We start from the raw sequence: 14,060 nt of genomic DNA on the forward strand, positions 1-14,060 counted from the left end.
CGCGCCAGCGAGGTGGAGTCGTGAGCGAGATCGTCGGGGAGGCGGCGCCCATTGTCGAATTGGGGCGCCGCGCCGCCGAGCGAGCCGAATTCCGGATGCTGATCGAGGGCGAGCTGGTCGCGGCCGCCTCGGGTGCCGCGTTCGACAACATCAGCCCCGCCACCGGCGACGCGCTCGGCAGCACGGCGGCGGCGGGTTCGGCGGAAATGCTGCGGGCCATCGCGGCCGCGCGCCGGGCCTTCGACGAAACCGACTGGTCGACGAATCGGACGCTGCGGCAGCGGTGCCTGGAGCAACTGCAGCAGGCCCTCGAGGCCGAAAAGGATGAGCTGGGCGAGGAACTCGTCGCCGAGGCCGGAGCTCCGGCGATGACGCTGTGCAATGCGCAACTGGACTGGCCGCTAGCGGAGTCCCTGCGCTATCCGTCGCGGCTGATCGACGAATTCGGCTGGGAGCGCGTGCTGGAGGGCGGCGGTCTGTTCGGTGATCGCAACGTGCGCACCGTGATTCAGGAACCGGTGGGTGTGGTCGCGGCGATCTGCCCGTCGAATTTCCCGCTCGAGGTCGCGCTCAACAAACTTGGTCCCGCGCTGGCGGCGGGAAATACCGTGGTGCTCAAACCTGATCCGAATACGCCGTGGCATGCCACCCGACTCGGGCGGCTCATCGCCGAGCGCACCGACTTTCCGCCGGGTGTCGTCAATGTCGTCCCCACGCCGTCCAACGAGGTCGCCGGATTGCTGGCGACCGATCCGCGGGTGGACATGATCTCCTTCACCGGGTCGACCGCGGTCGGGCGCACGCTGATGCGGCAGGGCGCGGACACCATGAAGCGGACATTTCTCGAGCTGGGCGGAAAGTCGGCGCTGATCGTATTGGACGATGCCGACCCGGTGGCGGCACTGCGCAGCGCGATCGGCGTCTGCGTGCACGCCGGTCAGGCATGTGCCGCGACCAGCCGGATGCTCGTGCACCGGTCGAAGTTCGACGAGATGGTCGCGCAGGTGGCCGCGGCGTTCGAGGCGGTGCCGGTCGGTGATCCGGCACTCCCGCAAACCCTGGTGGGACCAGTGATCAGCGCGGCGCAGCGCAGCCGCGTCCTGGATGCGTGCACGCGCGCGACCGTCGACGGCGCCCGCCTTGTCACCGGCGGTGCGGCAGTGCAGAACCTGCCACCGCATCTCGGCGGCGGTTACTTCGTCGAGCCGACGGTATTCGTCTGCGACGATCCGAGCCTGCCGATCGTTCAGGAGGAGATCTTCGGCCCGGTGCTGGTGCTGATGCCGTTCTCCGACGACGAGGAGGCGGTACGCATCGCCAACGACAGCGCCTACGGTCTTGCGGGCGCGGTGCTCTCGGGGTCGCTGGAGCGGGGGATGGGAATCGCGCGGCGCATCCGGACCGGCGCGATCGGTGTCAACGGCGGCATGTTCTACGGCGCCGACGCCCCCTTCGGCGGCTACAAGAACAGCGGAGTCGGCCGCCAGTGCGGCCTGGAGGGTTTCCAGCAGTATCTGGAGACCAAAACCATCGGCAGCCGAATTCCGAGGCGGCACTGAACAATTCGCGACGCCGTGGCGACTCTCGGCGCGCGGCCCACCACTGAATGACGGAAAGGGTGTAACTCGTGGGGAAATTGGACAACAAGGTCGCGGTGATATCGGGTGCCGCGCGCGGGCAGGGCCGTTCGCATGCGATCAATCTGGCCGCCGAGGGTGCGAGCATCATCGCACTGGATATCTGCGCCGACCTGGAGGGAAATACCTACCCGCTGGCCCGTCCGGAGGATCTGGAGGAGACGGCCCGCCTGGTCGAAAAGGAAGGCGTCCGTGTCCATCCCGTGATCGTGGACGTGCGGGAGCGCAGCGCGGTCTGGAGTGCCATCGCGGCCGGTGTCGAGGCATTGGGCCGGCTCGACATCGTAGTGGCGAATGCCGGGATTTCGGCGATGGGCAAGGGCCAGACCATGCAGTCGTGGTCGGACACCGTCGATACCGATCTGGTGGGGGTGTTCAATGTCATCCAGGCCAGCATCCCGTACCTCGGTGCCGGAGCGTCCATCATCGCGACCGGATCGCTGGCGGCCCAACTGGGTAGTTCCACCAAGCAGGGGCCCGGCGGTTCGGCCTACAGCTTCGCGAAACAGGTTGTCGCACAATATGTCAACGACTTGTCGATCCAGTTGGCGAAGCAGTCGATCCGGGTGAACGCGGTGCACCCGACCAATGTGAACACCGACATGCTGCACAACGAGGGCATGTACAAAGTCTTCCGGCCCGACAAGGAGGCGCCGACCCGCGAGGACGCCGAGCAGGCGTTCCCGGCGATGCAGGCGATGCCCATCCCGTACATCGAACCGCAGGACGTCTCCAATCTCATCGTCTTCCTGGCCGGTGAGGACGCTCGCTACATCACCGGCAGCCAATTGCGAGTGGACGCGGGCGGTTTCGTCAAAGCCGTGCCATGGGGCAAAGGCCGATGAACGAGACCGCGACCACCTACCGGCTGTTCCGCTGCATCATCTGCGGATTCGAATACGACGAGGAATTGGGCTGGCCCGATGACGGTATCGCGCCCGGCACCCGGTGGGACGAGATTCCGGACGACTGGACATGTCCGGATTGCGGCGCCGAGAAGTCCGATTTCGAAATGATCGAGGTGGCCCGATGAGCGTCGCCGATGTGGTGGTCGTTGTCGCGGTCGGCATGGCCCCCGATGACGAACTGGCGGCGGCAGCGCGATCAGATCGCTGGACGTGGTATCGGTCTGATCGAAATATTGACTGCGCCAGGACAATTCGGTGCAGCAACGGTGGCCACACCGCGCTGAGGAAGATGCAGTAAACCTGTACTGTATCACTAACTGTAATGTGATGAATACATTCGAAATGCTGCGCCCGAGGGTGCGGCTCGATAGCTCAGAGGTTGAGAGATATGGCCAAACCTGTCCTCGTCAGCGCCGTCAGGACGGCGATCGGACGATCATTCAAAGGGGCGCTGGCGAATGTGCCCTCCGAAACCCTGGCGACCACGATCCTGCCCGAGGCGGTACGCCGGGCCGGTATCGATCCGGCCGCCGTCGACGACGTCATACTCGCCGAATTGAATTACGGCGGTGGCGATCTGGCGCGGCATGCCGCCGTGGCCAGCGGCATGCTGTCCGTGCCGGGGCAGGCGGTCAATCGGCACTGCACGGGCAGTCTTACCGCGATCGGGAACGGTGCCGCGCACATCGTCTCGGGAATGGAGCGGGTGATCGTCGCGGGCGGTGTGCAGTCGCTGTCGACCGCGCCGCTGATGAAGTGGCGGGTGCCGGGCAAGGCCGAACTCGAGTTCATCGAACCGTGGATGCCGCCGTCACATCCGGAGACGCCGGACGCGCCGACCCTCGACATGGCGATCACCGTCGGCTGGAATACGGCTGAGAAGGCGGGTATCACTCGCGCGGAGATGGACGCGTGGGCACTGCGGTCGCATCAGCGCGCGGTCGCCGCGATCGATGCCGGAAAGTTCGTCGACGAGATCGTGCCGATGAAGATCCAGCAGCTCGACGGTTCGGTGATCGACTTCGCGGTCGATGAATTCCCGCGCCGCGATACCACTTTGGAGCGGCTGGCGGCCCTGCCCGTGCTGCATCCGGAGATCGAGGGCTTCTCGATCACGGCTGGTAACAGCAGCGGGATCAACGACGCCGCGGCAGCGGTGACGCTGGTCGGCGACGACTATGCCGCCGCCGAGGGACTCGAGGTTCTCGGCACCGTGCGGGCGTGGGCCAATACCGCCGTCACCCCGGCCGACAACGGACTCGCCGCGGGCAAGGTGATCGGCAAGATCCTGGACCGCGCCGGTCTGAAGCCCGCCGATGTGGCGCTGTGGGAGATAAACGAGGCCTTCGCCTCGGTGCCGATCGCTGCGGTGCGCGAGCACGGACTCGACGAAGAGCTGGTGAACTTCTCGGGTAGCGGATGCAGTCTGGGGCATCCGATTTCGGCGTCCGGCGCCCGCATGGTGACCACGTTGCTCTACGAACTGCGCCGGCGCGGCGGCGGCATCGGAGTTGCGGCGATGTGTGCGGGCGGCGGTCAGGGCGGCGCGCTCATCGTGGAGGTTTGACCACTGTCGGCCGGATGCCGGTTCGTTGTGCGCGGACCGGACGTCCGGTCGGCACCTTTTGTACTGAAAGACTTATAGTAAGCCTATCTAAGGCTGACGATACGAGTGGAGGCTATCGGTGTCGGATGAGGTTCTGCGGGAACGCCGCGGGCGCACGCTGGTGATCACCATCAACCGGCCGGATGCGCGCAATGCGATCAATACCGCGGTCAGTCAGGGACTGGCCGACGCGGTCGATGAGCTCGACGAGAGTCCGGAACTGTCGGTCGCCGTGGTGACCGGCGCCGGTGGGAATTTCTGTGCGGGAATGGATTTGAAGGCATTCTCGGCCGGTGAGATCGTGATCGTGCCGGGGCGTGGCCTCGGTTTCACCGAAAAGCCGCCGGTCAAGCCGATCATCGCCGCGGTCGAGGGGTACGCGCTGGCGGGTGGCACCGAGGTGGTGCTGGCGACCGATCTGATCGTCGCCTCGAAAACCGCGAAATTCGGTGTGCCCGAGGTCAAGCGCGGTCTGGTCGCCGCGGGTGGTGCGTTGCTGCGGTTGCAGCGCCGCATTCCGTATCAGAAGGCCGTCGAACTGGCGCTGACCGGCGACAATTTCACGGCCGAGGAGGCCGCGGCCTATGGCCTGGTGAATGTGCTCACCGATCCCGGAAACGCACTCGACGAAGCGCTGGCCCTGGCCGAGCGGATCACCGCCAATGGGCCGCTGGCTGTCGCCAAGACCAAAGAGGTCCTCGTCAAATCCAGTGATTGGACCTCCGACGAGATGTGGCAGAAGCAGCTGGAACTGGTCATTCCGGTATTCCAGTCGAAGGACGCGCAGGAGGGCGCGCTGGCCTTCGCTGAGAAACGTGCCCCCAAATGGACTGGTGCGTAAGGGCTTTCGGCTCGCACCACAATCGACCCAAAAAGTTAGGAGACGCTGTGTCGTTCGAAGGTGAAGTAGTGCTGGTGACCGGCGGTGCCGGTGGGTTGGGTGATGCCACGGTGCGCCGGTTGCACGGTGCGGGCGCCGCCGTCGTCATCGCCGACGTCAACGACGAGAAGGCGACAGCGTTGGCCGATGAACTCGGTAACAAGGTCGCCTATGTGCGCACCGACGTGCTCGATGACGCGACCATCGAGGCCGCGCTCGCGAAGGCGGACGAGCTGGGTGTGCTGCGGTACGCGGTTATCGCCCACGGTGGTTTCGGTGTGTTGGAGCGCGTCATCAACCGGGACGGCAGCCCGGCGACGCTGAAGGGATTCGCCGACACCATCGCGTTGTATCTCACCGGCACCTACAACGTGCTGCGCCTGGCCGCCGCGCGGATCGCGAAGCTGGACCCCAAGCCGAACGGCGAGCGCGGCGCGATCGTGATGACGAGTTCGATCGCCGGGTACGAGGGCCAGATCGGTCAGTCCGCCTACTCGGCGGCCAAGGGCGGCGTGATCTCGCTGACCTTGTCCGGCGCACGGGATCTCAGTTCGGTGGGCATCCGGTTGAACAGCATCGCACCGGGCACCATCCACACCCCGCTGATGGACTTCCTCGGCGAGGAGCGGCTGGCGAAGTTCGCCGCCTCGGTGCCGTTCCCGAAGCGGCTCGGCGCGCCGGACGAGTACGCCTCGCTCGCCCAGCACCTGCTGGAAAACCCGTACATCAATGGCGAGGTCGTACGTATCGATGGTGCGCAACGATTCCAGCCGAGGTGAGCTCGGTCTGACAGCTGGGCACCGGTCTCTACATATCGCGGTCGCCGTCCGGAACTACGGGACGGCGACCGCGCTGTATTTCGGTGCGGTGGTCGCGCGTGTGAGTGTGCCGAGGACACCACCGGGCAGGTGACCGTCAGCTCGGATCTGATCGCCGTCTGGGCCTGACGGTGCACAATCTCGATGGTCTGGCGTGCGTCCGACAGCTGCCCGACCGGCCCTGCTCGTGCAGGGCCAGTCGGTCGAGGTTCAGAGACGGTAGTCGCGCAGTACGCCCTTGCTGATGATCCGTTTCTGGATCTCACTGGTACCTTCGCCGATCAGCATGAACGGTGCCTCCCGCATCAGCCGCTCGATTTCGTACTCGGTGGAATAGCCGTAGCCGCCGTGGATTCGGAAACTGGCCTGGGTGACTTCGTTGCAGAATTCACTGGCGAGGTATTTGGCCATGCCCGCGGCGACGTCGTTGCGTTCACCGGAATCCTTGAGCCGGGCGGCATTGACCATCATCAGATGTGCCGCTTCGACTTTGGTCGCCATCTCCGCCAGCGAGAAGCCGATGGCTTGGTGCTCGACGATGGGTTTGCCGAAGGTCGAGCGTTGCTGGGCGTAGCGGGCGCCGAGTTCGAACGCGCGGATGGCTATTCCGCAGGCGCGCGCCGCGACATTGACGCGCCCGACTTCGATGCCGTCCATCATCTGCTTGAAGCCCTCGCCCGGGGTACCGCCGAGCACGGTGTCCGCGGCCGCCGCGTAATTGTCGAACAGCAGCTCGGTGGTATCGATGCCCTTGTAGCCCATTTTGTGGATCTTGCCGGGAATGGTCAGGCCCGGCGCCACCGTGCCGTATCCGGCGGGCTTTTCGATCAGGAAGGTGGTGAGGTTGTCGTGCGGACGTTCGCGCCCTTCGTCGGTGCGGACCAGGACCGCGACCACGGTCGCCGTCGAGCCGTTGGTCAACCACATCTTCCGGCCGTCGATGACGTAATCGCCGGCCTCGTCGCGAACCGCTTTCGTGCGAATGGCGGCCACATCCGAGCCGAGTTCGGGCTCCGACATCGAGAACGCACCGCGGATCTCGCCCGTGGCCATCCGGGGCAGGAAGTGCCGCTTCTGCTCCGGGGTGCCGTGGTGCTGCAGCAGATACGCCACGATGAAGTGGGTGTTGATCACCCCGGAAATGCTCATCCAGCCCCGTGCCAGTTCTTCGACGCAGAGCGCGTAGGTGAGCAGGGATTCGCCGAGTCCACCGTATTCCTCGGGGATCATCAGGCCGAACAGCCCCATCTCCGCCATGCGGTCGACGATGGCCTGTGGGTAGGTGTCGGCGTGTTCGAGTTCCTGAGCGCTGGGAATGATCTCCTTGTTCACGAATGTGCGGACGGTATCGAGGATTTCGGTCTGGATCTCGGAAAGACCGTGCGTTCGTGCGAGTTTCACAGCACGACCACCGTTATCGTTTCCGCGACACATGCGGGTTTGGACTGTCCTTCGTTCTCGATGGTCCAGCGGACGGTCAGCTGTGCCCGCGTCTGTTCGACGCGCAGGTCCGCGATGGTCGCGGTGGCGCGGATGCGGGTGCCCGAGCGGACCGCAGACGGGAACCGAACGGTGTTGCTGCCGTAGTTGATTCGGGCCGTGCCGAAGTCGAGGGCGTAGATGTCGCGGCCCAGCAGCGGGATCAGTGAGAGCGTGAGGTAGCCGTGGGCGATGGTCGCGCCGTACGGTCCGTCCGCGGCGCGCCGCGGGTCGACGTGGATCCACTGGTCGTCGCCGGTAGCTTCGGCGAAGGCGTCGATTCGCGCCTGGTCGACAGTCAGCCATGGTCCCGGTCCGATGGATTCGCCGACCGCGGCACGCAGCTGGTCCAACGAGGTGAATACGCGCTTGGTCATGCCACCCTTTCGAAGACGGCGGCGAGGCCCTGTCCGCCACCGATACACATGGTTTCCAGCCCGTAACGCAATTCGCGCCGGTGCATTTCGCGCGCGAGCGTCGCGAGCATTCGTCCGCCGGTGGCACCCACCGGATGGCCGAGCGAGATGCCGGAGCCGTGCACATTCGTGCGTTCCAGATCCTGCTCGCCGAACTTCCACTCGCGCAGCACGGCGAGGGCCTGGGCGGCGAATGCCTCGTTGAGTTCGATCAGGTCGATATCGGCGAGGGTGAGACCGGCCAGGCTCAGCGTCGCCTCGGTCGCGGGCACCAGGCCGATGCCCATGATGTCGGGTCGCACTCCCGCCACCGCCCACGATTTGAGGGTGACCAGTGGGGTGAGCCCGAGTTGTTCGGCTTTCTCGCGCGTGGTGACCAGGCACATGGCGGCGGCGTCGTTCTGGCCGCTGGAATTGCCCGCCGTCACCGTCGCATCCGGATCCAGCTGTGCGCGAATGGGTTTCAACTTGGCCAGCGCCTCGACGGTGGTATCGGCGCGCGGGTGTTCATCTGTCTCGATCCGGCTTTCCGTACCCCGTGCGGATACGGTGACCGGAATGATCTGCTCGGCGCTCGCGCCGCTGTGCTGGGCCGCGACCGCACGCTGATGCGAGCGCACGGCGAGTCGATCCTGCTCCTCGCGGGTGATCTCGTAGGTCCTGCGCAGGTTCTCCGCGGTCTCCAACATGCCGCCGGGGACCGGATGATGTTGTCCGCCCGCCGTTTCGCGGCCGCGCGCGAGACCATCGTGCACCTTTACACCCCCGCGTGCCCCGCCCCACCGCATGTCGAGCGAATAGAACGCGACATTGCTCATACTCTCGGCACCACCCGCGACGACCACCTCGTTGGCGCCGCTCTGCACCTGCAGCACGGCCTGGATGACCGCCTGCAGACCCGAACCGCACCGCCGGTCGACCTGCATACCGCCGACCGTGACCGGCAACCCGGCATCCAGTGCGACCACGCGGCCGATGGCGGGTGCCTCGCTGTTCGGATAGCAGTGGCCGAGCACGACGTCCTCGATAATTTCTGGGGTCGATTCCGGTGCGCCGCAACAGACCCTGTAATGCGGTCACGCCGAGGTCGACCGCGGTCAGCGACCGCAACGATCCACCGTAGCGTCCGATGGGGGTGCGGACGGGTTCGCAGATCACAACTTCACGCATGGAATTCGTCTCCGGGAGCAGGGAATCGACGTCTCGGATCGCGCCCGCGGCGATTACATGAACCGCCCACCGGTGACCTCCAAGGTGGTGCCCGTCATATAGGAGGACAGGTCCGAGGCCAGGAACAGCGCGACATTCGCGACCTCGGTCGGCTCACCAGCGCGCGACATCGGAATTTCGGACATCTTCTGCGCCCAAACATGTTCGGGCATTGCCAAGGTCATCGGCGAACGGATCAATCCGGGCTGGATGGCATTGACCCGTACCCCGTGTCCGGCCGTTTCCTTGGCGGCGGCCTTGGTCAAACCGATGATGCCCGCCTTCGCGGCGGAGTAGTTGGTCTGACCGGCCATCCCGACCTTGCCCGAGAGCGAGGAAATGTTCACGATGCTGCCGCGCCCGACTTTCCGCATGATCGCCGCGGCCAGCCTGGTGCCGTGCCAGGTGCCTTTGAGATGTACCGAAATCACCTGGTCGAAGTCCTCTTCGGACATCTTGCGCATCGAGGCGTCGCGGGTGATGCCCGCATTGTTCACCATGATGTCGAGCGCACCGAATTCGGTGAGCGCCGTATCGAGCACGGCCTCGATATCGGCTGCCCGCGTGACATCGCAGCGCACTGCACGCGCGTCATCCGCACCTAGAATCTGTTGCGTATCACCGGGATTCAGATCACCCACCACCACGCGTGCCCCGTGCCGCACGAATGTCTCGGCGATGGCGAGTCCGATGCCCTGAGCGCCGCCGGTGACAACGGCGACGCGGCCTTCGAGTAGCGACATGGATATGTCCTCAGTGCTGAGCTCAGTATTGAGTGGAACCTAGGTCGACCGATATCTGGGCTGCGGTGATGAAGCGTGCTTCGTCGCTGGCCAGCCAGCACACGGTATTGGCCACGTCTTCCGGTTCGGCGACCCACGCCGGGAGGAACGGTGTGGTCATATGCGCCAGTTGCGGATTCGATTCGAACGCCCGGCCCAGCGCGTTGACCATGTCACCGCTGCCCATGGGTGTATTGACCGCACCCGGGTGCACGCTGTTCACGCGAATATCGTGTTTGCCGAGTTCGGCCGCCAATGATCGGGCCATTCCGGTGATGGCATGCTTGCTGGCCGTGTAATGCACCATGAACGGCTGCATCTTCACGCCCGCGGCGGAGCTGATCAAGATGATGGACCCGCCGCGGCCGCCATCGATAATGTGCTGGGCGCCCGCGACGACGGTATTCCAGGTTCCGATGACATTGACATCGATGACATCCCGGAAGGATTCGGGGGTTATCGCGTCCCAGGTTTCCGGGATGCAGATTCCGGCGTTGGCGACGATGGTGTCGAGGCGACCGAAGGTGTCGATGCCCTCGTTCACGGCCTTGCGCAATCCGTCCAGGTCCCGGATGTCGACAGTGGCGGTCAGTATGCGGCGGCCGGTCGCTTCGACCAGGCGAACCGTCTCGGCGAGATCGTCGGGCGTCGCCGAATCATAGGGAACCGCCGGTGGGAGCGGGCCCGCCAGGTCGACGGCGATGATATCGGCGCCTTCGGTGGCCATGCGCACCGCGTGCGCGCGGCCCTGACCTCGCGCTGCTCCGGTTATGAACGCAACCTTGTCCGTGAGTCGGCCGGTCACTTGCCCTCCTCTGCCTGCGGCGTCGTATGCGGATGGATCATATCCGCGAGCGGAGAACCGGCCTCTCGTTACCCTACCGCCGATCCGCCGAAATATATATTGTATTGTCTATCGTAAGCGCAACGGTAGCCTATTGTAGGTTGGACGTGGATCTCAGTGAGGAGTACGCGTATGTCGCAGGTCATCGGGTTTGTCGGTGCGGGACAGATGGGCGAGCCGATGGTGCTTCGGCTGGTGCGCGCGGGCTATCGGGTGGTGGTGCATGCGCGCCGTGAACCGGTGCGGGAACGCTTGCGAGCATGCGGTGCGGAGGTGGTGGATTCGGTTGCTGCGGCGGCCGCGTCCGCCGATATCGTGATCGTCTGCGTATTCTCTGACGCGCAATTGGTCGAGGTCGTGGGCGGTCCCGACGGTGTGCTGGCGGCGGCGGCCCCGGATACGGTCGTCGTGTCGCATACGACAGGCGCGGTGTCGACGATAAAGGAGTTGGCCGCAACGCATCCGGACGGGCCGGTGCTGTTGGACGGACCGGTGAGCGGTTCGGCCGAAGATATCGCGGCGGGCAAGCTGACGGTGCTGCTGGGCGGCCCGGCGCTGGCGGTGGAGGCGGTGCGCTCAGTACTCGAAGCCTACGCCCGGACGATTGTGGCCACGGGCGGGCTCGGCAGCGCATTGGGCGTGAAACTGGTGAACAACGCGCTGTTCGCCGCGAATGCGCAGCTGGTGGCGCTCGCGGCGGAGCTCGGCAGGCAATTGGGCATCGAGAACAACAATTTGTTGGATGTGCTGGCGGCGTGTAGCGGTAACAGCTTCGCGGCCAGTTCGATTCGACGCACCGGGGGATTCCCGAAATTCGAACAGTTGGCGGCGCCATTTCTGCGCAAGGATGTCGCGGCCTGTGTCGCCGCGACAGCCGATCTCGGCGTCGATCTCGGCCTGCTCGGCACCGTCATCGCCGACGGTCCCTTCGATCTCGGCTGACGCCGAAGCGGCCGGATGCCAACGCATCTCGGCCGCCGCGAGCAGATCCGCTACTCGACAATCCCGCAGTGCTGGTTGGCGACCGTGTCGCATGATCAGCGCGATGACGAACGCGACCAACACCGACCCGAACGTGCAACCACATTGATCTGTGTGACGTGAAAGTGAAGTGCAGGATGACCAACGAAGCCGTGGCGGAGTTTCTGGACCGCTTCCGTATTCCGCTCATCGCCGCGCCGATGACGGGGGTATCCGGCTTGGAACTGGCGGTGGCAGCGGTCGAGAGTGGCATCGGAGCCTCGTTTCCGGTGCACAACGCCGCGTCATCGGCCGAGGTGGACCGGTGGCTGTGGCACCTCGAGCAGCGCGGTGGCCTGATCATCCCGAATCTCGTTGTGCACCGGACGAATGCGCGGCTGGCGACCGATCTCGCCGTCATCACCGCCCATCGGGTACCCGCTGTCATCACCAGCGTCGGATCGCCCGCCCAGGTCGTCGGACCGCTGCACGACGCCGGTGTGCTGGTCTTCTCCGATGTGGCATCCATGCGCCATGTCGAGCGTGCGATCGCCGCGGGTGTCGACGGACTGGTACTGCTCACCGCAGGCGCCGGAGGGCAGACCGGATGGGCGAACCCGCTCGTCTTCATTCGCGCGGTTCGCCGGATCTGGGACGGTCCGCTGGTGCTCGCGGGCGGCATCACCGACGGTGCCAGTCTTTTCGCGGCCCTGGCCGCCGGTTGCGATCTCGGCTACATGGGCACGCCCTTCATCGCTACCGCGGAGAGCGCCGCGCACGAGTCCTACAAGCAGGCGGTGGTACGCGCATCGATGGACGATATCGAGCTGACCAGCGCCCTCACCGGCCTGCCGACCAGCATGATCCGGGTCGATACCGCAAACGCCGAAACACACCGTGCCGAAACCGGATTCGATGCCGCCGAGCTAGGGCAGGGCGACCACCAGCAATTATCGGTCCAGGCGCAGATGTTCAGCGCGGGCCACGGCGTGGCCGGGGTACACGACATCGTCGCCGTCGCCGAACTCGTCGACCGCGTCGAACGCGTCGAACGCGAATTCACCGCGGCGCGCACCGGGATATCCGCTCGCCGCGTGCCAGGCCGTCGACAACCAACCGAGAACGTCCTCCCGTAACCCCATCTCCCCACCCGATCGCAGCGGTGGGATTCGTCGCTGGCGCGCAACAGGCAATGCGCGTCCCAGCCTCGGGATGTTCCGCGCACCAATTCGCTTACCGCGCATGGGTTTGCCCCGCGATTTCTTGCGCAGTGTGACAAAGCCGCGGGCAGGTTGATTCCGAGGCAACCTATTTGGACGTGGGGCTATTACCAGAAACAACAACGGCCTCAGTCCATTACGTGTTGGGCTGAGGCCGCTACCCGCGATCGGTTCGAGGTTGTTACGCCGTGGGGCGGGTGAACTCACCGTCTTGCACGCCCGCGGTGAAGGCGTCCCACTCGCCGGGAGTGAATACCAGTGCCGCGCCGGTCGGATTCTTGCTGTCGCGAACCCCTATGCCACCGCCGTCCAGGAATGCCACCTCCACACATTCGTGGTTTCCGGAGCTGCGGGTGCTCTTGAACCATTTCGCACCCGCTAGGCGGTCATCGCTCACTGTCTCGAGTCCTTCCGTGCTACCTGCCGCAGCAGTGCCCTACTGGCCACCGCATCCAGCGCTGTGTGCTGGATCGTCGCAGACGCCCGCCGGTGCAGTTCGACGTCCGTCTCTTCCTCAAGGTACATGTCGCCGGAGTAGTTCTCGACGTAGACGACGGTCGGTTCGGCTACACCGTTCGGTTTGGGTTCGAAGTCGAGGATTACGAACGGTCCGACTGGTGTGCCAAGTGGAAATCCTGCCTTGAACGGCAGGATGCGGATCGAGATGTTCGGCTGTGTGCTCATGTCCGCAAGATGTCGGCACTGAGCCGCTGTGATCGCCTCGCTTCCGACGATTGTGTGCAGAACACATTCGTGCAGGATGAGATCGACGGTGACCGCCGACTTCTTGCGGGTGAGGATCTTCTGGCGCTGCATCTTCAACTCGATCCGGCGCTCGTGCTCCTCCTCGGATTCCTTCGGGAAGTGGATCCGGTTCAGCGCGGCGGCGTAGTCGGCCGTTTGGAGCAGGCCGGGCACCAGATCGGGTCGCCAGATCTCCATCGACCGCGCGTCGGTCTCCAAGCGCATGTACACGTCGAGGTTGGCTCGAATGAGATCGTTGTACGGGTTGTACCAAGTCTTTTCGGCCACCTGCCGAGCCAGCTCGATCATGGCCGCGACTTCATGGTCCGGGATTTCGAGAATCTTGCCGAGCTCGACGAGATCCCGGTCCAGCACCTTGCCGGGCTCTCCTCGTTCGAAGCGCGCGTACCTACTGTGGCTCCACTGCATCGCTTTCGCGACCGCCTCCTGGGTGAATGACGTGTTCGCCTCGCGCTGTCGGCGCACGAACTGTCCCAGCTGGCGTCGTGGCAGTGAAGTGTGTCCCGCAAAGACCATCGCAGCTCCTTGGCACTATC

At 65.0% G+C, this 14,060-nt stretch carries 15 protein-coding genes and 1 pseudogene; 9 read left to right on the forward strand and 7 right to left on the reverse strand.

The window, feature by feature from the left end; translation table 11 throughout:
- The first annotated feature begins 95 nt into the window (after positions 1-95).
- The 7 genes from ACZ60G_RS10080 (at position 96) to ACZ60G_RS10110 (ending at position 5,810) form a co-directional block, all read left to right on the forward strand.
- Positions 96-1,559, forward strand: coding sequence for an aldehyde dehydrogenase family protein (locus ACZ60G_RS10080; protein WP_465809181.1), 1,464 nt, complete (start codon positions 96-98; stop codon positions 1,557-1,559).
- Positions 1,560-1,627: 68 nt separating this feature from the next.
- A complete protein-coding gene (locus ACZ60G_RS10085) occupies positions 1,628-2,482 on the forward strand; it encodes a mycofactocin-coupled SDR family oxidoreductase (RefSeq protein WP_465808961.1) in 855 nt (284 codons plus the stop codon).
- Complete coding sequence (locus ACZ60G_RS10090; RefSeq protein ID WP_387293674.1) at positions 2,479-2,670, forward strand: rubredoxin; 192 nt, start codon at positions 2,479-2,481, stop codon at positions 2,668-2,670. Before ACZ60G_RS10085 ends, ACZ60G_RS10090 begins: the two co-directional genes overlap by 4 nt.
- The gene (locus ACZ60G_RS10095; RefSeq protein WP_465808963.1) at positions 2,667-2,843 is read left to right on the forward strand and encodes a hypothetical protein; all 177 of its coding nucleotides are present in this window, start codon (positions 2,667-2,669) and stop codon (positions 2,841-2,843) included. The genes ACZ60G_RS10090 and ACZ60G_RS10095 overlap by 4 nt, the downstream gene beginning before the upstream one ends.
- Before the next feature lie 90 nt (positions 2,844-2,933).
- A complete protein-coding gene (locus tag ACZ60G_RS10100) occupies positions 2,934-4,112 on the forward strand; it encodes a thiolase family protein (protein ID WP_465808965.1) in 1,179 nt (392 codons plus the stop codon).
- A 118-nt stretch (positions 4,113-4,230) separates the two neighbouring features.
- The gene (locus ACZ60G_RS10105; protein ID WP_465808966.1) at positions 4,231-4,992 is read left to right on the forward strand and encodes a crotonase/enoyl-CoA hydratase family protein; all 762 of its coding nucleotides are present in this window, start codon (positions 4,231-4,233) and stop codon (positions 4,990-4,992) included.
- Between the two features lie 47 nt (positions 4,993-5,039).
- Positions 5,040-5,810, forward strand: a complete 771-nt coding sequence (locus ACZ60G_RS10110; RefSeq protein WP_465808968.1) for an SDR family NAD(P)-dependent oxidoreductase — start codon at positions 5,040-5,042, stop codon at positions 5,808-5,810.
- 249 nt (positions 5,811-6,059) lie between these two features.
- Here the strand turns inward: ACZ60G_RS10110 and ACZ60G_RS10115 are convergent, their stop codons facing one another.
- From ACZ60G_RS10115 to ACZ60G_RS10135, 5 genes and pseudogenes are all read right to left on the reverse strand, one after another.
- Positions 6,060-7,250, reverse strand: a complete 1,191-nt coding sequence (locus ACZ60G_RS10115; protein ID WP_465808970.1) for an acyl-CoA dehydrogenase family protein — start codon at positions 7,248-7,250, stop codon at positions 6,060-6,062.
- A complete protein-coding gene (locus ACZ60G_RS10120; protein ID WP_465808972.1) occupies positions 7,247-7,705 on the reverse strand; it encodes a MaoC family dehydratase in 459 nt (152 codons plus the stop codon). The genes ACZ60G_RS10115 and ACZ60G_RS10120 overlap by 4 nt, the downstream gene beginning before the upstream one ends.
- Positions 7,702-8,914: pseudogene (locus ACZ60G_RS10125) on the reverse strand (acetyl-CoA C-acetyltransferase). Before ACZ60G_RS10125 ends, ACZ60G_RS10120 begins: the two are co-directional and overlap by 4 nt.
- 53 nt (positions 8,915-8,967) lie before the next feature.
- Positions 8,968-9,696 carry a 3-oxoacyl-ACP reductase FabG gene (gene fabG / locus ACZ60G_RS10130; RefSeq protein WP_465808973.1) on the reverse strand — a complete coding sequence of 243 codons (729 nt, stop codon included), beginning with the start codon at positions 9,694-9,696 and terminating at the stop codon, positions 8,968-8,970.
- A 22-nt stretch (positions 9,697-9,718) separates the two neighbouring features.
- The gene (locus ACZ60G_RS10135) at positions 9,719-10,540 is read right to left on the reverse strand and encodes a mycofactocin-coupled SDR family oxidoreductase (RefSeq protein WP_465808975.1); all 822 of its coding nucleotides are present in this window, start codon (positions 10,538-10,540) and stop codon (positions 9,719-9,721) included.
- A gap of 171 nt (positions 10,541-10,711) precedes the next feature.
- Between ACZ60G_RS10135 and ACZ60G_RS10140 the strand changes: the two genes are divergently transcribed.
- The gene (locus ACZ60G_RS10140) at positions 10,712-11,521 is read left to right on the forward strand and encodes an NAD(P)-dependent oxidoreductase (protein WP_465808976.1); all 810 of its coding nucleotides are present in this window, start codon (positions 10,712-10,714) and stop codon (positions 11,519-11,521) included.
- Between the two features lie 176 nt (positions 11,522-11,697).
- Entirely contained in the window at positions 11,698-12,675 is a 978-nt protein-coding gene (locus ACZ60G_RS10145) for an NAD(P)H-dependent flavin oxidoreductase (RefSeq protein ID WP_465808978.1), read from the forward strand.
- Between the two features lie 265 nt (positions 12,676-12,940).
- Here ACZ60G_RS10145 and ACZ60G_RS10150 read toward each other — a convergent pair whose 3' ends face one another.
- The gene (locus ACZ60G_RS10150) at positions 12,941-13,156 is read right to left on the reverse strand and encodes a DUF397 domain-containing protein (protein WP_465808980.1); all 216 of its coding nucleotides are present in this window, start codon (positions 13,154-13,156) and stop codon (positions 12,941-12,943) included.
- Positions 13,153-14,040, reverse strand: coding sequence for a helix-turn-helix domain-containing protein (locus ACZ60G_RS10155; RefSeq protein WP_387293662.1), 888 nt, complete (start codon positions 14,038-14,040; stop codon positions 13,153-13,155). Before ACZ60G_RS10155 ends, ACZ60G_RS10150 begins: the two co-directional genes overlap by 4 nt.
- Positions 14,041-14,060: the final 20 nt, after the last annotated feature.

Source organism: Nocardia sp. NPDC102475, assembly GCF_055584605.1.

Coding starts and splice junctions, on each gene's coding strand:
- ACZ60G_RS10100 (WP_465808965.1), top strand. CDS start 2,934: ATGGCCAAACCTGTCCTCGTCAGCGCCGTCAGGACGGCGATCGGACGA.
- ACZ60G_RS10155 (WP_387293662.1), bottom strand. CDS start 14,040: ATGGTCTTTGCGGGACACACTTCACTGCCACGACGCCAGCTGGGACAG.
- ACZ60G_RS10145 (WP_465808978.1), top strand. CDS start 11,698: ATGACCAACGAAGCCGTGGCGGAGTTTCTGGACCGCTTCCGTATTCCG.
- ACZ60G_RS10095 (WP_465808963.1), top strand. CDS start 2,667: ATGAGCGTCGCCGATGTGGTGGTCGTTGTCGCGGTCGGCATGGCCCCC.
- ACZ60G_RS10140 (WP_465808976.1), top strand. CDS start 10,712: ATGTCGCAGGTCATCGGGTTTGTCGGTGCGGGACAGATGGGCGAGCCG.
- ACZ60G_RS10120 (WP_465808972.1), bottom strand. CDS start 7,705: ATGACCAAGCGCGTATTCACCTCGTTGGACCAGCTGCGTGCCGCGGTC.
- fabG (WP_465808973.1), bottom strand. CDS start 9,696: ATGTCGCTACTCGAAGGCCGCGTCGCCGTTGTCACCGGCGGCGCTCAG.
- ACZ60G_RS10090 (WP_387293674.1), top strand. CDS start 2,479: ATGAACGAGACCGCGACCACCTACCGGCTGTTCCGCTGCATCATCTGC.
- ACZ60G_RS10080 (WP_465809181.1), top strand. CDS start 96: ATGCTGATCGAGGGCGAGCTGGTCGCGGCCGCCTCGGGTGCCGCGTTC.